Genomic DNA, 20,082 nt, shown 5'->3' on the forward strand with positions numbered 1-20,082 from the left:
GCGTTGATTATCAGTGCGTCTATTTTTGCTCTGATCGTCAGTATTCTTTATTTAGAACATCGGCCCGCTCAAACGCTGCGGGAAGGGCTTCGTTCTTTTTGTCTTGACACAAAAAGAACCAAAAAACCGACCGTAGGGAGCTCATGAACACCTTAAAAAACAAACAACAGGTGAATAACGTCAAGACTGCCCGATCCTTCCACCCACAAGCCAACTCCCGGCCCGGCGTGCAGTCGGGCCATTGCGCACTTTTCTTTTTGCACAAAACAGCCTAAAGGGTTCGAATGTCATCCCTGTTTTTTCCGGCTGGGCGGGTCGGATACTCAACATGGCACCCTTTTTTTGTGCGCGAAGATGGCATACATGAGGCAGGTTGAATCAATTATTCATCCAATCAAAAATCAATCATTCAATCACTCAATCATTCAACCACCTCAACCACCCTGCCGATAATAATAATAGCGGGGTGGGTGAGGTGGTGCTCTTCTGCCAGTTGGGGCATATCCTGTATAACACCCTTCACCGATTTTTGTTGTGGCAGCGATGCATGTTGTATAATGGCGGCGGGCATGTTGCCGTTACCGGCGTCGATATAGGTTTGCACTATTTCGGGCAGCTTTTTCATGCCCATGTAAACCACCACGGTGGCGTTGCTTTCCATGGCTAAGCGCAAGTCGGCAGATAGGCGGCCATCTTTTTTGGTTCCGGTAACCATCCATACACTTTCGCTCACAGAGCGGTGGGTAAGGGGGATATCTAAAAAACCGCTGGCCTGCATGCTGGTAATTCCCGGGATAAAATGGGTTTTAATGCCATGCTCACGGGCAAATAAAATCTCTTCGTAGCCGCGTCCAAAAATAAACGGGTCGCCGCCTTTAAGGCGCACCACCAGGCCTTTTTCAAAGGTTTTTTCTTTAATCAGTTCCAGTATGCGCTCCTGTGGGGTATAATCCCCGTAAGGGCGCTTGCCTACATAAATTTTTTCGCAATCGTCGCGGGTAATACTCAGCAGCTCTTTGCTGGCCAGGTTATCATAAAGCACCACATTGGCCTGTTGCAAAATTTTATGCCCTTTCACCGTAATCAGTTCAGGGTCGCCGGGGCCGGCGCCCATTACATACAGTTCGGGTATAATCGTTCTATCTTCCATCAAAGGGTGTTAAGTTAAGCTTCCGCTAACTTAAAAACTTAGCTAAAACAAACCTAATAAACGCGGCGTTTTTATAGGTTTGTAAAAGGTTGTACCACTCCAGCATGACAAACACATCGCAAGCATATTACCAAAGTCACAGTAAACTTAATTTTATTGGTGCTAAGGGACAAGTAAAACTGGCCGGCGCCAAAGTATTAGTGATTGGCGCAGGTGGCCTGGGCTGCCCTTGTTTATTGTACCTGGCGGGATGCGGCATCGGCACTATCGGGATAGCTGATTTCGATACCGTATCGCTCAGTAACCTGCACCGGCAGGTATTGTATTCTATTGAGGATATTGGCCAGCCTAAAGCCGCGATAGCCAAAAAAAGATTGCTGCAGCATAATCCGCATATCAGCATTAACGAACATCAATTTCCGGTAGATCAAAGCAACGTGCTTGAGTTGATGGCCCAATATGATGTGGTAGTGGATGGCACCGATAATTTTGCCGTGCGGTATTTAATTAACGATGCCTGCGTGTACTTAAATAAGCCGCTAATTTACGGCGCCATTTACCAAACCGAGGGCCATGTTACGGTGTTTAACTATCATCAATCGGCCACGCTGCGCTGCCTTTTCCCCGAGGCAGGTGCCGAATCCTTTATACCCTCCTGTGCCGATGTTGGCGCCTACAACATTATAACCGGGATGATAGGCACCCTGATGGCCGGCGAAGTGGTGAAGGTGATTTTGCAGAACAGCGAAGTGCTGGCTAATAAACTGGTGATGTTTGATGCCCTGGCGGTATCCTTCCGCGCCATTAACTATAAGCAGGACCCAAAAAACAGGGCGGTAAGCATGGCCCGGTTTAAGGAGCCCGAAGCGGTCACCGATATTTCGCCAGAAGAATTTTTGGCGCTGCCGCGCGATGCTTATGAACTGATAGATGTGCGCGAGGATTGGGAGCGCGATGAGCACCACATAGGCGGCCAGCACATTCCCTTGCACAGCATCAATAATCATGATTTTTCGGCCCTGTTAAAACACCGGCAACTGATATTTTATTGCCAGCAGGGAACGCGCAGCAGCGCCGCCGTGCAAATTTTACGCAAGGCGGGTTACAGCCAGGCGCGTAGTTTACGCGGCGGCCTGAACGCTTTGGATGATTAACGTGATTAACGTAGGCGCTAAAAAAAGCAATTAGTTTTAAATTACCTTGTTACCTTTATACCATGTTGCGCGTTAGTAAATTATTTGTTTACCCCATCAAATCCCTCGGCGGGGTTGAGCTTACATCGGCAAAGGTAACCGACCGCGGCTTTGAGCACGACAGGCGCTGGATGCTGGTTGACGGGGCCAACCGTTTTTTGTCGCAGCGTGAGTTTGCCCAAATGGCGCTTTTAAGGGTTAATATCCTGGCGGATGGCTTGTTGGTGAGCCATTTGACGTCGGCAGATCAGCTGTTAATTCCTTTTGTACCACAAACCAACCAAACCGGGCAGTTTACCGTTTGGGATGATACATGCATGGGCCAATATGTGAGCGCCAAAGCGGATGAGTGGTTCTCGCGGATGTTGGGCGCTACCTGCAGGCTGGTTTATATGCCCGATGATTCGCAGCGCATTGTTGACCCGGAGGCTAAATATGTTGCATCGCGCAAAATAACTTCGTTTAGCGATGCCTATCCTTTTTTATTGCTGGGCCAAGCCTCGATGGACGATTTGAACGCCCGCCTTCCGGAGCAAATTCCGCTGAACAGGTTCAGGGCCAACCTCGTTTTTGCCGGAGGCGAACCTTACCAGGAAGATACCATGGCGCATTTTAAAATAGGTGGCGTTGATTTTTTTGGATCGAAATTGTGCGCCCGCTGCAACATACCAACCATAAATCAGGATACCGGGCTGGCGGCTAAAGAGCCTACCCGCACCCTGGCCCTTTACCGCCGAAACAATAACAAGGTTTACCTGGGGCAAAACTTAGTACATGCCGGCGAGGGCCTTGTTACCGTTGGCGATGCCATTGAACTGATAGAAACTAAAGAAATGTTAAACTCACTAAGGCTTTTACCCTGATGCGCGATATTACTCATAAACAGATCACCCTGCGCACTGCCAGGGCCATTGGTGTTATTTTTTGTACGCCCGAGACCATCCAACTGATTAAAACCGACGCTTTACCCAAGGGTAACCTGTTTGATGTAGCCCGGGCCGCCGGTTTTATTGGCGCAAAGTTAACGCCGCAACTGCTGCCACACTGCCACCCCGTGCAAATTGACGGTATGGATATGAGCTTTGAGTTTTTGGATACGGAAAAGCATGCCGAATATTTTGATGCTGCGGTATTTAACCGTTCCGGAATTGTGATTACCGGCAATGCCAAGTCCATTGGCCGTACAGGGATAGAAATGGAGATGCTCACTGCCGTATCTATAGCCGCCCTGGAGATCTATGATATGCTGAAACCGGTTGATAAACAGCTGGAGATTGGCCACATTAAGTTATTGCAAAAACGCGGCGGCAAAAGCGACAGGGAGCGCTTTTTTGCCACACCGCCCATCTGCGCGGTACTGGTTTGTTCGGACTCTACCGCCGCCGGTACCCGCGAAGATAAAAGCGGCAAGCTGATGATAGAGATGCTGAAGGAAGTTAATGCCGATGTAGTAGATTACCAGGTGGTTGCCGACGATGTATTGCAGATACAGCAGCAAATTAAAGCCTGGGTAGCGCAGGATATCCACTTTATATTTACCACAGGCGGCACAGGCCTTGGCCCCCGCGATAACACGGTAAGCGCCGTAAAGGCCCTGTTAGAACACGAAGCCGAAGGCATTGCCGAAGCTATGCGCGGCTACGGGCAGCAGCGCACCCCCCTGGCCATGATGAGCAGGGGAGTAGCGGGCACCATAGCCCAAAGCCTGGTGGTTACGCTACCCGGCAGCGTAGGCGGCGTAAAAGAATCGCTCGAAGCTATTTTGCCGGGCGTTTTCCATGCGCGTAAAATGATATTGGGCGAGGGGCATTGAGGAAGCCCCACCCAAAAGCCCCACCTAAATCCTCCCCGGTAGGGAGGACTTAAAAAAAGAAAGGAAAAAGTCTCCCCTACCGGGCATATGCGTCAACCTAACACCTTACATTATTGGAGAAGATGTTTGCGCGATTAATTTCACTTGTCTTTTTCTTGTTTGGGAAGATTAGTTTTGGCTTTCTTTACACGTTTTAGTACGAAGCTATTTCTATCTTCTATCAACCATTCCATTTCTTCGCCTTTTTCTAACAGGCAAGCATCGGCAACTGCTGCCGGGAAGTTTACATAAAACGATTTGGTGCCTCCTCGCTCAACTTTTTGAACTTTTACTTTATATCCCATTTTTTTTGATTAATTTACATAGTATATATACTATGTAAATATAAATTATTTTACCCATTAATCAAAAAGACATAATGAAAAAGGTCGATTTTTTAGCGTTGCTAAATGCCATGAACATTGGTGCTGATCAAATAAAGAAAATAGCAATTGATACCGGATTTCTGATACGGAAAGGTCTTATAGAGCCTGCCGATATTTTATATGCCATTTGCTGCGCGGCCACGCATGGAACGGTTAGCTTTAATGATCTGGCGGCAAAAATAGATGCGGAAACTACTGTTTCTGTAAGTAGGCAGGCAATTGCAAAAAAGACAAGCAAAGAATCATGTGTGCTTTTTTTAAAAAAGATACTGGCCCTTGTTATTATCAGTAGAATCGGAAAGGAAGAAATCGATTCATTGCGCAGGGCAGGTAAATTTAAGCGTGTTTTAGTGCAGGACAGCACAATCATTAAGTTGCCCCTTAGGTTGTTTGGCTTTTTTTCGGGCGTCTCCAACGCCCAGTCCAGTGTTTGTAATGCCCGGATTCAGTGTGTTTACGATTTGATAACTGAAAGCTTTATTTATTTTACCATCGATTCTTATACTAAGAACGATCAGAAAGCCGCCCCCGAATTAACGATAGAAAAGGGCGACCTTGTTATTCGGGACAGGGGGTATCTAACCCTTAAAGAAATCGAGAGGCATTGGACAGCAGAAGCGGACTGCATATACAGGCATCAGAGTAATATAGTACTTTTAGACAGCCAAACAAAAGAAAGAATTAACCTGCTCACCGAATTACAATCAAAAAAACAGCTTGATTTTGAGGTTACTTTAAATAATGAAAAAGGTACAAAAATCAGGATAGTCGCCTTGCCTGTAAGTGACGAAATTGCAAACAGGCGCAGGATGAAGGCTAAGAAAGAGGCCAAAAAGGAACCGGGTAAAGAGTGCCTGGCCCTGATGTCATGGTCCATTTTTATGACTACCATTTCCAGACAGGACGCAGATTATAACTTTCTTTTCAAAGTATATAGCCTGAGGTGGCGGATTGAAATCATATTCAAATCCTGGAAAAGTAACATGGAGTTTTCTAAGATCCATAATGTTTCGAAAAAACAACTGTCACTTATCCTTTATGCGAGATTTATCATGATCATCATTTACATCCAGTATATCTTTTCGCCTGCCAGAATGATCATCAAAAAACATCAGAAAAGGGGCTTGAGTATGATAAAAGTAGTCCGGTATCTCATAAAAAATGCCTCTAAAATAATACAGGTCGTTAAAGCCATAGAAAGTTATAAGGGCAAGATAGGATATCATCTAATTACTTTAGCCAGGTACTGCTCCTACGATAAAAGAGTCAGACCCAATTTTGAACAGGATTTCGATATTGCCTTTTTACCTTAGGTTGACGCATATGCCTACCGGGGGAGATTTAGAGGGGGCTTTGGTTTGTTTGGGTGTGCATGAGCGCTACGCGGTTTATAGGGGGCTAAAACGGTCGTCATTGCGAGGAGGAACGACGAAGCAATCTCTAAGCTATACAGGGCAAATCTGCACGGCGGCTCTGCCTCAGTAGAGATTGCTTCGTTCCTCGCAATGACGCTTGGATATGTGATGTAATTGCGCTGATAGTCAGTGTGCTTAAACGATCGTCATTGAGGATTTTAACACCGCGGTGTGTGAAGGGGGAAATGACAACGGATGCCGCTTGCAGAGGCCACCACACCGTGCTTCGACAGGCTCAGCATGACACCCTTTTTTTATGCGCGCAAACTGTCATCCTGGGTATCCGATCCGGACAGCCGGAAAAAAAATAGGGATGACGTTTGAACCTTGTAGATTGTTAGGTGCAGAAAGAAAGTGCGCAAAAGCCAGACTGCACGCCGGGCCGGGAGCTGGCCTGTGGGCGGAAGGATCGGGCAGTCTTGACTTTTTGGTTACTTTTGTGTCAAGACAAAAGTAACAGCCCTTCACGCGGCGATTGAGCGTGCCGATGATCAAAATTGAGAATACTGATTATTAGAGCAAAAATAGACGCACTGATAATCAGTATCTTAACAGCGCGTCATTATAGGGAGTAACGACGAAGCAATCTTTAAGCTATACAGAGCGAAGCTGCATAACCGCCCTGCTTACGCAAAAAAAATGATGCCTGTTAAACAAATTACCACTATGCTCAACTACATACAAGCTCAACAACTCATCACCTCCTTATCCCGGTCTTTCGGTACGGAGTACATCAGCCTGGACGATGCCGATGGCCGCGTGCTGGCCGAAGACGTAGCGGCCGACCGTGATTACCCGCCTTTTAACCGTGCCACCATGGATGGTTACGCCATTAGTACTGCGGATTGGGAAAGCGGCACCCGCGCGTTTAAGGTGCAGCAGGTAATTTACGCTGGCCAGGTAGGCGAGGCTGGCCTGCAAGCCGGCTATTGCTATAAAATAATGACGGGCGCGCCGGTGCCGCTATCGGCAAACGCGGTTATCCGCCGCGAAGATGCCACGCAGGTTGATGGCAACGTGAGCTTTAGTTTGGAAACTATGCGGCCTTATCAAAACATAGCCCGCCAGGGCGAAGATATAAAGGCTGGCACCGGTATTTTAAGCGCCAATACGCTTTGCACACCTGCCGTGGTAAGTTTGCTGGCCACATTGGGCAGGCACCGTGTTATGGTGGCCAGCTTACCCAAAGTGGCCCTGTTTACTACCGGCGATGAGGTGGTGGAGGTTTCGGCAGCCATTAAGCCTCACCAGATCCGCAATAGCAACGAATACCTGTTGCAGAGTTTGCTAAAAAAATGGCTGATTAAACCTGCCGTTTGCAACCATGTTATTGATGATAAGCAGCACCTGGCCGAAACGTTAAAAACGGTATTGGGTTTTGATATCATCATTACCTGCGGTGGCGTATCTGCCGGTGATGCCGATTATCTGCCCGAGGTGTTGGAGGGCCTCGGCGTTAAAAAACTTTTTCATAAGCTATCCATCAGGCCGGGTAAACCTATCTGGTGCGGGCAGCTGCCCATGGGCGGCTTGGTTTTTGCTTTGCCGGGTAACCCATTCTCGTGCATGGTTACCTTTAAGTTGTTTATTGAAGCTTATTTATCGGTGTGCTTTGGTTTGGGGATGCCCCGTATTTTAACCTTGCCTTTTAACGGCAAACGCAAACGGAGTAGTGGCTTTGATGAGTTTTTTCCGGTTAGTATTTCGGGCGAGCCTATTGCCGTAAACCTTATACCCATCAATACCTCGGGCGATATCCGTTTGGGTTTAAATGCCGATGCACTGGCCTTGCAACCCTGCGATGCGGATGAGCTGAACGATGGCGACAGCGTAAGCTATTTGTTGTTTTAAACGGATTTGCGTTAGGGATGGCAGCGGATACTGGCCCTGTGGCTAAGGCCTGCGCAGTATAAGCGGAGAGCCCGGCCCGACGGAGGAGGGAAACGCCCACCCTATTAAGTTAGGGTATTTTGCACGCCAAGACGCTAAGGCGCAAAGTTTTTATGTTTTGTTTCTTAGCGTATTGGCGTGGTTCTTTTAACGCGCCGTCTGTCTGTTTTAATTGCAGTCGGTATGTGATGCGCTCATTACCATTCCTTCGGCATTGGTGGATAGGGTTAGTGCGCCCGGCCCGTCGTCGCTGCCGTTTTCGGTCCGCACGATGTAGCTGGTATGCGGCTGCAGGATGATTTCGTATCCGGGCTGACTTTCGCCGTCGATACTGATTTGATAATCTGGGTTGGGTTTGCCTATGCGGATAGGTTTGTTAGCCGCCTTGCTTTTAACAACAATTGTGTTGGTAGGCGTTTCGATATCAATTTCGGCGATGTGGCCGCTACAGGCAACGATAGCCTGGCTTTTGATATCGAAATATAACCTGCCGCTATTGGCGCACGAGCAGAGCAATAAGCAACTGATGGCCGCAATAAATAGGTGTTTCATCATGTGTTATACCTATACGTTTTAGGCCCCTGGTTTTACAATTAATATGGGGATGTTAACCCGGTGGCGCACCTTATCAACCGTGGTGCCGAAGATGAGATCTTTTAAAGCCTTGTGGCCGTGAGCGCCCATTACCAAAAAGTCTATCTGGTCGTTTTTTACAATTTGCGTTATGGCGGTTGCTGCGGGGCCGTAGCCTATTTGTGCGTGTGCATGGTAGCCCAGGGTGTTGAGGGTGCTTACATACTTGTCCAGGTTTTCTTTATCGCTTAGTGTTTCGTGGTCAAGCACTTCGGTGCCATGATAGTTGGCTGCGGCGGTTTCAACAATGTGGATGAGCGTGTACTCGGCGTTTTTACCGCCTTGCATCAGTCCGTGACGGATGGAATCGCGATCGTTGTTTGAAAAATCGATGGTGATGCCGATGTGGCTGTATGTGGTAGCGGCCAGATCGGTAATGGCTGTGGCAAGGCCATGCGGTACGCGGGCGGGCAATTCGTGGCGCCTTAAAATAAGCGGTTTAAAAAACACATACAGCAGCAGCACCAGGATGGCCAAAGTTAAGGGTATAACGATGGCGTATATCCAGCCCTGGGCGGCGGGGTATTGGTTAATCCAGTCGATAATTTGGCCTACCACCAACTTGATGTTGAGCACCACAATAAGGGCGGCGCTTGTCCAGGCCAGTATTTTTACTTTTAAGCCGATGGCAAATTTACCCATACGCTCCTTATCGGATGTAAAGTGGATGAGCGGGATAACGGCAAAGCCGAGTTGCAGGCTCAATACCACCTGGCTTAAAATAATGAGGCTGCCGAGGGCTTCGTCGCCAAAGTACACAATGGTGAGTACGGCGGGTAAAATGGCCAGCAGGCGCGTTAACAGACGGCGCAGCCAGGGTTGGATACGCAGGTTAATATGCCCTTCCATAATAATTTGCCCGGCAAGGGTACCGGTAATGGTAGAGCTTTGGCCGGAGGCGATTAGGGCGATGGCGAACAGGGCAGGGGCAAGAGAACCAAAAATATGTTCGAGGAGTTTATAGGCATCCTGTATTTCGGCAATTTTAAAATAGCCGTTGCGGAAAAAGGCGCTGGCAGCCAAAATAAGGATGGCGGCGTTTACTAAAAATGCCAGGTTTAGGGCGATGGCAGTATCCATAAAATTAAAGCGAATGGCGGCTTTAATACCCTCGTGGCTACGGTCGATTTTGCGGGTTTGCACCAGCGACGAGTGCAGGTATAAATTATGCGGCATAACCGTGGCGCCGATAATACCGATGGCTATGTACAGGGCGCTTCCGCTTAAATTGCCGGGGATAAAGCCTTTGGCCACCTCGGCAAAATCGGGCTTAACGATAAACATCTCTACCAGGAAAGAGAGGCCGATGATAAATATCATGGATATGATAAACCCTTCCAGTTTGCGCATGCCCTTGTTCATTAAAAACAGGAGCAGCACGGTATCGCTTATGGTGAGCGATACACCCCAGAGCAAGGGCAGGTGAAACAGCAGCTGCAGGCCTATGGCCATACCTATAATTTCGGCCAGGTCGCAGGCTATAATGGCTATCTGCGCTAAAATATAAAGGCAAAAGTTAACAAAGCGGTTGTAGGTATTTTTTGAGGCCTGGGCCAGATCAAGCCCGCGCACAATGCCCAGGCGCGTGCTTAACGATTGCAGCAATAAGGCAATGAGGTTGGATAGAAACAAGATCCAGATGAGCTTGTAACCAAACTCGCTCCCGCCGGCTAAATCGGTGGCCCAGTTACCGGGGTCCATATAGCCTACACTTACCAAATAAGCGGGGCCTAAAAAAGCCATTATTTTTTTCCAGCCCAGTTTTCCCTGGGTATCAACCGAGCCATGTACGTTGGCGAGCGATTCGCCGTGTTTTTCAGTCATATTTTACCAGTATATTTTTAGCCACATCCCTGCTGATGTTCACTGTTTCGTTATCGTTTAATTTGAGTTGGACCGATTGATCGTAAGCCGCAATGTCGGTCACGGTGATTTTATTACCAATGATGAGCCTCATTTTTTCGAGATATTGCAAAAATTGAGGTAAATGCTCGCGCACGCCCATAATAATGCCTCCGTCGTTAACCAAAAGGGTTGATACCGGTTTTAACTCGTTGATATTAAAGCGCCCGTTAACATCGGGTATGGGGTCGCCATGCGGATCGTATTTGGGGAAGCCTAAAAACTTATCCAGCCGCTCAATTAATTCGGCCGATTTAATATGTTCCAGTTCTTCGGCCAGTTCGTGTACTTCGTCCCACTTAAACTGCAATTTTTCAACCAGAAAAAATTCCCACAGGCGGTGCTTGCGTACAATTTTAATGGCTATGGTTTTACCCTCGGCGGTTAAACTTACCCCCTGGTAACGCTCGTAGTTAATGAGTTTTTTTTCGGCCAGTTTTTTAAGCATATCTGTTACCGAGGCCGCCTTGGTGCTCATGGCTGCAGCTATGCTGTTTGTAGTTACGCTTTTATCATTGGTTAACGATAAATGATAAATGGCTTTCAAGTAGTTCTCTTCGGTATACGAGTTCATTTAAACAAATCTAATCATAAATTTAGACAAGTCTAAATTTATTTACAATAAAGAATTTATATTGCCATAACATCAATTTGAAAAAATATTATTTTGTTTGGGTGGAAAATTTATATTTGTAACCATTATGGCTACGGAAATAGATAAAATAGACCTACAAATTTTAAAGATTCTCCAGGAAAACGGGAGGATAACCAATTTACAACTTTCAAGCGAAATAGGGCTTTCGCCCGCACCTACATTAGAACGTGTGCGTAAGCTTGAAAACGCTGAATATATTAAAAGCTACCATGCCCTGGTTGACGAGGAAAAGCTGGGCCTTGGCATTAAAACATTTATACAGGTATCGCTGGATTTTCATAAAAACAATACCATACAGGTTTTTGTGGACGAGATTAAGGCCATTAAAGAAGTAACCGAATGCCACCACGTAACCGGGCAGTGCGATTTTTTGTTGAAGGTTTATGTTAGGGATATTAAAGCCTATGAGCAATTGATTATGGACAAGATCAGCAAGATAACCGTAGTTAAAACCTTCCAAACGATGATGATCATGTCTACCAGTAAGAAGGAACCTACCGTACCTTTGGAGTATTGATAGCCACATCATCCCCAAAAACCATGGCGGCTGGTAAGCCATAACACTTGCTTACCAGCCGCATTTAATTTTTGAGGGTTATACCATTACGCCCTGATCCATAACCAATATATTTCCCTGGGTGTCCACTATTTTTAAGGTAGGCTTTTCGCCAATAGATAAGCTTGTGGCCATGGCCCATCCGTCGGCATCAAACACATCGTAAGCATTCCAGGTGGATAGATCGCCAAAATCGGCTACGGTGTAAATTTTTTTGTGCTTGTGGTGCTCTAAATCAATTATTTCGGTATAATTTAAACCAATGTCGGCAGTGAAATTGCTGTCGTCGTTATTGATTTGGCAGTTTTTAATCAGCAGGTGAAAAAGCTCCTTATGGTTAAACGGTATTTGATGGTATTGGCTCAATTGCTGTTTGGCATATTGTTGTGTGCTGATCTGGTTGAGGGCATATAACAGAATATCGAAAGTAAGCTTGCGGGCGTATTGTTTTTCAAAGTCGCCGGGGTAGCCGCCAGCTTCAATTAAAACGGTTGATGTGCCGAGCCTTTGAAAATTATCACCGAAAGCACGGGCCTCATATTCTTCGCTCCAGCGGCCTATGCAGCCGGGAATCTGCTTTTTAAAAACCTGATAGATACCCGCTGTGAGCAGCATAGCCTTCAAACGGCCAGGTGTGATACTGGCCTCATCATCTGCCGGAGGCGCAAGTAAGGAGATGGTAGCCGGTTTTTTACTCCCGCTTACCGACCATAAAGTATCCTGATCGTGCATGTTAAAACCAAATTCGGGTTGAATATTTTGTTGCAGGCCAGCTAAAAGCCGGGCTTCGGTAGATTGTTGTTTTAAAAAATCGCGATTGATATCGATACCCTGCGCATTGCGTCGTTGGTGTACCTCGGCTCCGTCGGGGTTAAGCATAGGTATAAAGTGCAGGGTGCAATTGTCTAATATCCGTTTTCTGAAGGCGTTATGCTGATCATCAGCTGCAAAAAAGTTAAACAGATCAAAAAAAGCCAGCGTGCCGGTTGGCTCGTCGCCATGCATCTGGCTCCACAACATCACCTGTATTTTACCTGTGCCAATGGTTAACTGATAAATTTCCCGTTGTTGTACCGAACTGCCCAATTGCCTTACCTTAAAACAGGCCTGTGATTGTATGTGGCCTATTTTTGATTTCAGTATTTGGTGTTTAATAAAACGATTGGTAAACAAAGACTCGCGGTAGGCATCGTGTTCCATATGGATTTCAGAATTCATGAGTTGGCTTGAGGGATAAAACCGGCAAGATACATATGTGCCGTGTTTAAAGTAAATTAAAAATAAAAAAAGGCAGGGCAAACGCATTAAAAAAGTTGATTTGATTTTATTGACGTAAAAAGGGAAGCCTGCTTGCAAGGGGGCACCTACGGAGCCAAAACTTCTTTTTTTTGTTTGCTATAAACAGGAAGCTCCTACCGGAGCTCTTTAACCTGTAAGCACGTAGCAGGATTATCTGAAAAAACCGTAAACTTTTTTCAGGACGATACAGTTCCCTATAACCAGTAAGCTCTCACCAGAGCTCTTTAACGGTTTGTTTTTGACTCCAACGGAGTCGCCTGTTTATAGGAAAAACGCTTTTAACCTGTCTTTGGCTCCGTAAGGTGCCTCCTCTTATTTTTTTGATGCGTTTGCCCTGTAAAAAAGTGCAGGGCGTTTTTTTGCAATTACGGAAGTGCCATTTACAGGGTTCTGTGAGGTAAGGTAAAGTTGCGCCGTTTTTATGCCTGCAATTGGGGCATAATACATTAATAGTTTTAAAAATTTGGTAATTATGTCCATATTTAACGGTAAGCTATGCTAACGCCCGATTTTTAAAAAGAAAATTGTTAACCAAATAAATATCAAGGTGAAATTAACCGCATTCGAGATCTATAAATATTCCATCCCCATCGAGCCGTTTACCATCGCTACCGGTACCATGCATTTTGCGCAAAATATATTGGTAAGGGCACATACAGATGCCGGTATAACCGGGCTTGGCGAGTGCTCTGCCTTCCCGATGATTGTTGGCGAAACCCAGGCTACAGGTTACGAGATGGCTAAGGATTTTGCTGCCATTTGGAAGGGGAAAAGTGCGGATGATATAGCGGGCCGTTTGGCCGAACTGCATTTATATACCGCCGGTAACTATACCATTAAAAGCGCCTTTGATATGCTGCTTTATGATATAGCGGCTAAACAGGCGGGGCAGCCCCTTTACCAATACTTAGGCGGCGAAAGAAGAAAGATTGAAACCGATGTAACAATAGGCATTGATACCGCCGAAAATATGGCTGCCTCGGCAGTAAAATTTCAGGATCAGGGTTTTAATATCATCAAAGTAAAACTGGGCAAAAGCCCGGCTGCCGATCTGGAACGTATAGCAAGTATCCGAAAAGCTATCAGGCCGGAAACCCAGATCCGCATTGATGCCAACCAGGGCTGGACATTTGAAGAAGCCGTTTATACCCTTGGCCAGCTGGCCCAATACAATATTGCTTTTTGTGAGCAACCCATGCGTACCTATAACGACGAGTTGCTGCCGGAGCTTTGCCAACTATCGCCCATCCCCATCATGGCCGACGAAAGTGTTTATACCCACAGGGATGCGCAGCGGATATTAAAAAACAAGGCCGCCAGATACATCAATATTAAATTTGCCAAAAGCGGCGGAATAAACGAAGCGATACTGATTAACCAGGTGGCAGAGCAGCAAGGTGTTGCTTGTATGCTGGGCAGCATGATGGAGAGCAGGCTGGCTTTAACAGCCAACGTGCATTTTGCCATGGCTTTTACCAACCTGGCATTTTTTGACCTGGATACCTGCCTGCTGGGGCAACTGGCAGACCCTGTAACAGGCGGCTTTAAATATAATGGTATGCAGCTTGAAATTACCGATGCGCCCGGAATTGGCGCCGATGTTGAACAGGGATACCTGGATAAGCTGGAGCACATTACCATTTAACGGATGCTATGGCAAGAGAATTGGATAATTTATACTTAGACGGAAAGCCGGGCCGTACCGCTGTAGTGAACGGTAAGGAGTTTGTCTTTTTTTCGGGTTATAATTACTTAGGGATGAATGCCGAGCCCGAGTTTATGGATCTGGTGCTGCAAGGTGCCGATAAGTATGGCTGGCTTTTTCCATCGTCCAGAATCTCCAATACACGCTTGTCTGTTTACGAGGAGTGCGAAGCCTTACTTGCGCAACTTACCGGCAGCGAGGGGGCTGTATTATTGCCATCGGGCTTTGCTGCGGGGCGGCTGGCTACATCATACCATCAGGGTAAGGTGCATAATGCGCCAGGCTCGCATCCTGCCATTCTGCAGCATAAATCGGCATTAAATAGCTTTAACGACTGGAGCAACTGGGCTTTGCAGCAAACCGGGGATGCCAATTTGGATAACCCATTAATTATAGCCAGCGATTCTGTTAATCCCTTAACGGCTACCATCTATAATTTCTCTTTCCTGGCCAGCGTTAAAAGTCCGGTATTGGCCATAATTGACGATTCGCATGGCATTGGCGTTATCGGCACAAATGGCGCCGGTGTAAGTGCCTTGGTGCCGCAAAATAAACATGTGGAATATTTATTTACGTATTCATTATCCAAGGCTTTTGGCATTTCGGGTGGTGCCATAAGCTGTTCAAAAGAACAGGTAACAGCCTTTAAAAACAGGCCCGAGTATTCGGCGGTTACGCCTTTGTCGCCAGCACAGGTATTTGCGTTTAACCAGGGCCAGCATATTTACGCCAGGCAACGGGAGAGGCTGATGCAGAACATTACCTATTTTGAAAACTGCATCAAGGATATGCCGGGTATACAGCACCATGCGGGTTTGCCGGTATTTGTGTTACCAACTTTAATGGACGAAGGTGTTTTTTTGGATGCCGGAATACTGATCTCATCATTTGCTTATCCCGACCCTATGGGCCAAACACTTAAACGTGTGGTGTTAAATGCCTTGCATACCCCCCGCGATCTGGATTTTTTGGCATCTGTTTTGCAAATGGCTTACCAGGCATCGCCATCCCTTTTTCCCTAAATTATCATCTATATTTCATTTATCCGCACTGCGCATGGTTCAATATTTTACCTCTTTCTTTAATTTCAGGATGATTAAAAAAATAACATTAAGCAGTTTATGCACGCTTATCCTGCTTTTTTGCTTAAGCCAAACAGTGCTTGCACAACGGGTTCCGAAACGAAAGATCCGTAAACTGATCCGGCAGTCTGAAATTAACCGCGACCATTTTACCGGCTTTGCTTTGTATGATCCTGAAAAGAAGAAAATGGTTTATGAGTTGAATGCCGATAAGTATTTTATACCGGCATCTAACACCAAGCTCTACACCTTTTACGCGTGTTTGCAAATGCTGGGCGACTCGATACCCGGGCTGCGCTACGTGGTTAAAGGCGATTCATTGATTTTTTGGGGAACCGGCGATCCTGCTTTTCTGCACTCCACGCTAAAATCTACCAAGGCGTTTGATTTGTTGAAGAACGCCCCGCAAAAGCTATTTTACTGCGCATCAAATTATAACGGCAATTTTTACGGTGTGGGATGGCCCTATGATAATTATAGCGATTACTACCAGGCCGAAATAACCGCTATGCCGCTTGAAGATAATGTGGCTGTAATTAAAGCAGACAAGCAGGGAGGCTTGCAAATTATACCATCTTATTTAAAAAGGTATTTGCAGGCCGATAGTACTTATCATCCCCCCAAATTTACCGTACACCGCGATTTGGCATCCAACCAATTCAAGTACCCGGTACGCCCTGTTCCGCCCAACTTTCATGAAGAGATTCCATGGAAAACCAGTGCCGAATTAACGCTGGCTTTGCTGGAAGACACGCTTAAAAGATCAATCAACCTGATTGATCTGAAAATGCCTGCCGATGCCAAGCTATTGTACAGTGCCGCTGCCGATTCTGTTTACAAACGGATGCTTTTGCCCAGTGATAATTTTATAGCCGAGCAATTATTGCTGGTATGCTCATCCACACTTGGGGGTGGTATGTTAAGTATAGAGGCGGCCATTGCTTACTGCAAGAAGAATTTGATGAACGATTTACCCGACGAGCCCCAATGGGTGGATGGCTCCGGCTTATCAAGGCAAAATCTTTTCACGCCCAGAACCACCATTGCCCTGTTGGTAAAAATACAGGATAAAGTAGCTAACGAGCAGAAGCTGCACTCGTTGTTACCCACCGGTGGCATCTCTGGCACGTTAAAAAATGCTTATCAAACCGATAAGGGTATTCCTTTTGTTTGGGGCAAAACAGGTACGCTGAATAACAACCATAACCAAAGTGGCTACCTCATTACCCGTAAAGGTAAAAGGTTATTGTTTTGCTACATGAACAACAATTACACCCGCCCAACAGCGGATATACGTAATGAGATGGTACGGGTAATGACCGAGATTCATAACCGTTTTTGAAATTGGGTTGATAGGAGGGGGAGGGCTATACAAAAGGTTATGGCGTAATGTTATCCTGCTTTTGTTGAAGGTTTATTAGTGTGGTTTTATGGTGGCGTACTTTTAAGTTGTTGATTGTCAATGTCTAATTCCTCTCCATTATGTCATCCCGACGCGAGGAGGGATCTTCTAAAAGCGGTAAGTATGCAGCATATCGGGTGCGTTGATTGTCAATCGCTTATTTTGCGTTAATAAATCAGTATTCTTAATTTAAAACATCGGCCCGCTCAGTCGCCGCAGAAGAGGCCCCTCCCAACCCTCCCCGGTAGGCTACGGTGTACCCACATCTTTTAGGTAAAACCCCATCGGGGTTAAAGCTTTGTAGAATATTGGCGAAATGGAGTTTGCGTGGTTAGGTACGCTACTTCTTCGCTTTTTTATAACCGCAGTTCAAGAAAACGGAGCATCATACGGTTGATATGTGTCGTACCTACGACCAATATCATTAAGTTAAAATTGATTGCTTACAAGTTGATGGTCCATTCACACAAAGCCGACAATGCGCTAACAAACAGGATATTATAATACAAAATCTCTGCGCTTTATAATCGCTCGTATAGAACACACCCCTCCACCCCTCTCAAGAGGGGAATCGCACGGGCCGCTGCTTTTTTTTTATATTGCATTGATAGTGAGCGAATTTATTCAGATCCCCTCTCGAGGGGGCGGGTTTGGCAAGCGCGGCTGCAGGGGTGTGTTCACCGTGCGACTAACTCTGCAACCTGCGTGAACGGCTTAAATAATGGTAGCGTACCTACGGGCACTAAACGTTTTGTGATTGATCATTTCTACCGGGCTTTTACTCCTAACGGAGTAGCTTAATCGCATCCAAAAGATGTGGATACACGGTAGCCCGGTATGGAGGGCTTAAAAAGTCTCCCCGACCGGGGGTGATTATGCACTGTGTTTGTTTTTTTTTGGGTGTGCATGAGCGCTACGCTGTTTAGAGGGGGCTTTTGTTTTTTCTGGTGTGAATGATTTTTAGTACCCGCACAAAATGTCAATAACCCCAATTTTTTTGTGATGTAATATTTACATTAGCTGTATTTATAAACCAAATTATTGCCCCGATGAAAAACCTCTGTATCCTGTTATGCTTTACGGTTTTATATTTTAATTCATCAGCCCAGGATACTGGCCGGAAAACGGAAAACTTCAACCAGAATTGGCTGTTCCATTTAGGGAATGTAAACAATGGGCAAGACATCAATATTGATGACGCTAACTGGCGGAAACTAAATTTGCCCCACGACTGGAGTATTGAAGGCGAATTTAGCAAGTATAATCCCGCAACGCCCGAAGGAGGTGCATTACCGGGTGGCATAGCTTGGTATCGTAAAGATTTTTTAATACCCAACGCCGATAAAAATAAACTGGTATACATTGGTTTTGACGGTGTTTATCAAAAAAGCGATGTTTGGATAAACGGCCATCATCTGGGTTTCAGGCCCAATGGCTATATCTCGTTTCAATATGATTTGTCGCCTTATTTAAAATTTGACGGTCAGAAAAATACCATAGCCGTAAAGGTTGATAATGCCAGCCAGCCTAACTCGCGTTGGTACTCAGGCTCGGGCATCTATCGCAATGTATGGCTAACTACCACCAATAGTGTGGCCATTAACCATTGGGGTACTTTTGTAAGCACACCAAAAGTTAACCAGCAGTTGGCTCAGGTTAGTTTAAAAGTTTGTGTTAAACAAAACGGAAGCGTTTTGCAACATGTTGATTTAACGAGCCGTATTTACAATGCCGAGGGGAAGTTGATAGCAACAAAAACCACGGCTAATGTATCAATTAAAGATAGTTTAACAACGGTAAGTCAAAATTTTGATGTCGTAAAGCCTGTATTATGGTCGGTGGATAAACCTTATTTGTATAAAATAATTACAAAGGTGCTTAACAAGCAGGCTGTTGTTGATCAATATGAAACACGCTTAGGCATAAGGTATTTTAATTTTGATGCTGATAAAGGTTTTTCGCTAAATGGAAAGCCAATGAAAATTTTGGGTGTGTGCGATCATCACGATTTGGGCAGTTTAGGTGCGGCAATAAACTACCGTGCTTTGGAGCGCCAGCTCCAAATTTTAAAAGCTATGGGATGCAATGCCATCCGTACATCGCATAACCCTCCGGCTCCGGAATTGCTTGATCTAACGGATCAGTTAGGCTTCATCGTAATGGACGAGGCTTTTGATTGCTGGCAAAAGGGTAAAGTGAAGTACGATTATCACTTGTATTTTAATGCTTGGCATAAACGCGACCTGGAAGACCAGGTGTTAAGGGACCGGAACCATCCCTCGGTGATGATGTGGAGCATCGGAAACGAGATACCCCAACAATCAGACACCAGCGGGTTCCGGATAGCACGCGAACTTGCCAATATCATTCATAATTTAGATACAACAAGACCTATTACAGCGGCCAATAATAATCCGGATACCCGCAATCAAATTATTAAATCGGGCGCGGTAGATCTGGTTGGTTATAATTATCATCACAGCGATCTTCCTCATTTTCATGACCGTTATCCCGGTAAAAAATTTATAGGTACCGAAACTACTTCGGCCTTAGAAACAAGAGGGATCTACGATATGCCATCGGATAGTATCCGCAGGTGGCCTACTAAGGACGCCGCCTTGATGAACGCCGATTTTACCGTATCTGCTTACGATAATGTTTCTGCCGACTGGGGATCAACTCACGAGGAAACCTGGAAGGTGATCAAAAAGTACGACTTTTTATCAGGCATGTTTATCTGGACCGGTTTTGATTACCTGGGCGAGCCAACACCCTATAGGTGGCCCGCGCGCAGTTCATATTTTGGGATTGTAGATCTGGCCGGTTTCCCGAAGGATGTATATTATATGTATCAATCCGAATGGACAAAAACGCCGGTGCTCCATATCTTCCCCCATTGGAACTCATAGCCGTCAATTTAAGTAGCTGTACTCATATATTGTTGATTTTCAGTTATTTAATT

17 protein-coding genes are annotated in these 20,082 nt (G+C 45.9%); 11 read left to right on the top strand and 6 right to left on the bottom strand.

The genetic code is table 11. The features are described 5' to 3' along the window. Positions 1–143: 143 nt before the first annotated feature. The gene (locus MUCPA_RS39315) at positions 144–275 is read left to right on the top strand and encodes a hypothetical protein (RefSeq protein WP_262492963.1); all 132 of its coding nucleotides are present in this window, start codon (positions 144–146) and stop codon (positions 273–275) included. 146 nt (positions 276–421) lie between these two features. On the opposite strand, the gene cobA is transcribed toward MUCPA_RS39315, so the two are convergent. Then, positions 422–1,150, bottom strand: coding sequence for a uroporphyrinogen-III C-methyltransferase (gene cobA, locus MUCPA_RS25185; RefSeq protein ID WP_008510200.1), 729 nt, complete (start codon positions 1,148–1,150; stop codon positions 422–424). A gap of 104 nt (positions 1,151–1,254) precedes the next feature. On the opposite strand from cobA, the gene MUCPA_RS25190 reads away from it, so the two are divergent. The 3 genes from MUCPA_RS25190 to moaCB all read left to right on the top strand — a co-directional run bounded on the left by MUCPA_RS25190 (position 1,255) and on the right by moaCB (position 4,156). Then, complete coding sequence (locus MUCPA_RS25190) at positions 1,255–2,304, top strand: HesA/MoeB/ThiF family protein (protein ID WP_008510202.1); 1,050 nt, start codon at positions 1,255–1,257, stop codon at positions 2,302–2,304. Positions 2,305–2,366: 62 nt separating this feature from the next. Next, on the top strand, positions 2,367–3,206 hold the full coding sequence (locus MUCPA_RS25195; protein ID WP_008510204.1) for an MOSC domain-containing protein: 840 nt from the start codon (positions 2,367–2,369) through the stop codon (positions 3,204–3,206). Further along, positions 3,206–4,156 carry a bifunctional molybdenum cofactor biosynthesis protein MoaC/MoaB gene (gene moaCB / locus MUCPA_RS25200; RefSeq protein WP_008510206.1) on the top strand — a complete coding sequence of 317 codons (951 nt, stop codon included), beginning with the start codon at positions 3,206–3,208 and terminating at the stop codon, positions 4,154–4,156. The genes MUCPA_RS25195 and moaCB overlap by 1 nt, the downstream gene beginning before the upstream one ends. 140 nt (positions 4,157–4,296) lie before the next feature. Here the strand turns inward: moaCB and MUCPA_RS25205 are convergent, their stop codons facing one another. Further along, positions 4,297–4,500, bottom strand: coding sequence for a hypothetical protein (locus MUCPA_RS25205; protein WP_008504097.1), 204 nt, complete (start codon positions 4,498–4,500; stop codon positions 4,297–4,299). 74 nt (positions 4,501–4,574) lie between these two features. Between MUCPA_RS25205 and MUCPA_RS25210 the strand changes: the two genes are divergently transcribed. Beyond that, positions 4,575–5,894: an IS4 family transposase gene (locus tag MUCPA_RS25210; protein ID WP_008504096.1), complete on the top strand. Its 1,320-nt coding sequence runs from the start codon at positions 4,575–4,577 to the stop codon at positions 5,892–5,894. A gap of 768 nt (positions 5,895–6,662) precedes the next feature. After that, positions 6,663–7,847 (top strand): molybdopterin molybdotransferase MoeA, encoded by a 1,185-nt coding sequence (locus MUCPA_RS25215; protein ID WP_008510208.1) that lies wholly within the window; start codon positions 6,663–6,665, stop codon positions 7,845–7,847. A gap of 207 nt (positions 7,848–8,054) precedes the next feature. On the opposite strand, the gene MUCPA_RS25220 is transcribed toward MUCPA_RS25215, so the two are convergent. From MUCPA_RS25220 to MUCPA_RS25230, 3 genes are read right to left on the bottom strand one after another with little or no spacing between them, the layout of a single operon-like run. After that, positions 8,055–8,441 (bottom strand): putative periplasmic lipoprotein, encoded by a 387-nt coding sequence (locus MUCPA_RS25220; protein ID WP_008510209.1) that lies wholly within the window; start codon positions 8,439–8,441, stop codon positions 8,055–8,057. Between the two features lie 18 nt (positions 8,442–8,459). Then, positions 8,460–10,343, bottom strand: a complete 1,884-nt coding sequence (locus MUCPA_RS25225) for an Nramp family divalent metal transporter (RefSeq protein ID WP_008510212.1) — start codon at positions 10,341–10,343, stop codon at positions 8,460–8,462. Then, on the bottom strand, positions 10,336–10,995 hold the full coding sequence (locus tag MUCPA_RS25230; RefSeq protein WP_008510213.1) for a metal-dependent transcriptional regulator: 660 nt from the start codon (positions 10,993–10,995) through the stop codon (positions 10,336–10,338). The genes MUCPA_RS25225 and MUCPA_RS25230 overlap by 8 nt, the downstream gene beginning before the upstream one ends. A gap of 127 nt (positions 10,996–11,122) precedes the next feature. On the opposite strand from MUCPA_RS25230, the gene MUCPA_RS25235 reads away from it, so the two are divergent. Continuing rightward, positions 11,123–11,593, top strand: a complete 471-nt coding sequence (locus MUCPA_RS25235) for an Lrp/AsnC family transcriptional regulator (protein WP_008510214.1) — start codon at positions 11,123–11,125, stop codon at positions 11,591–11,593. A gap of 78 nt (positions 11,594–11,671) precedes the next feature. Here MUCPA_RS25235 and MUCPA_RS25240 read toward each other — a convergent pair whose 3' ends face one another. After that, on the bottom strand, positions 11,672–12,850 hold the full coding sequence (locus tag MUCPA_RS25240) for a M14 family zinc carboxypeptidase (protein ID WP_040628020.1): 1,179 nt from the start codon (positions 12,848–12,850) through the stop codon (positions 11,672–11,674). Between the two features lie 628 nt (positions 12,851–13,478). On the opposite strand from MUCPA_RS25240, the gene MUCPA_RS25245 reads away from it, so the two are divergent. The 4 genes from MUCPA_RS25245 to MUCPA_RS25260 all read left to right on the top strand — a co-directional run bounded on the left by MUCPA_RS25245 (position 13,479) and on the right by MUCPA_RS25260 (position 20,029). Continuing rightward, on the top strand, positions 13,479–14,576 hold the full coding sequence (locus tag MUCPA_RS25245; RefSeq protein WP_008510216.1) for a mandelate racemase/muconate lactonizing enzyme family protein: 1,098 nt from the start codon (positions 13,479–13,481) through the stop codon (positions 14,574–14,576). A gap of 8 nt (positions 14,577–14,584) precedes the next feature. Continuing rightward, entirely contained in the window at positions 14,585–15,658 is a 1,074-nt protein-coding gene (locus MUCPA_RS25250; protein WP_008510217.1) for an aminotransferase class I/II-fold pyridoxal phosphate-dependent enzyme, read from the top strand. A gap of 34 nt (positions 15,659–15,692) precedes the next feature. Then, on the top strand, positions 15,693–17,060 hold the full coding sequence (locus MUCPA_RS25255) for a D-alanyl-D-alanine carboxypeptidase/D-alanyl-D-alanine-endopeptidase (protein ID WP_233276791.1): 1,368 nt from the start codon (positions 15,693–15,695) through the stop codon (positions 17,058–17,060). Between the two features lie 1,109 nt (positions 17,061–18,169). Next, positions 18,170–20,029 (top strand): glycoside hydrolase family 2 TIM barrel-domain containing protein, encoded by a 1,860-nt coding sequence (locus MUCPA_RS25260; RefSeq protein WP_050982158.1) that lies wholly within the window; start codon positions 18,170–18,172, stop codon positions 20,027–20,029. Positions 20,030–20,082: the final 53 nt, after the last annotated feature.

This window comes from Mucilaginibacter paludis DSM 18603 (assembly GCF_000166195.2).
Lineage (GTDB): Bacteria > Bacteroidota > Bacteroidia > Sphingobacteriales > Sphingobacteriaceae > Mucilaginibacter > Mucilaginibacter paludis.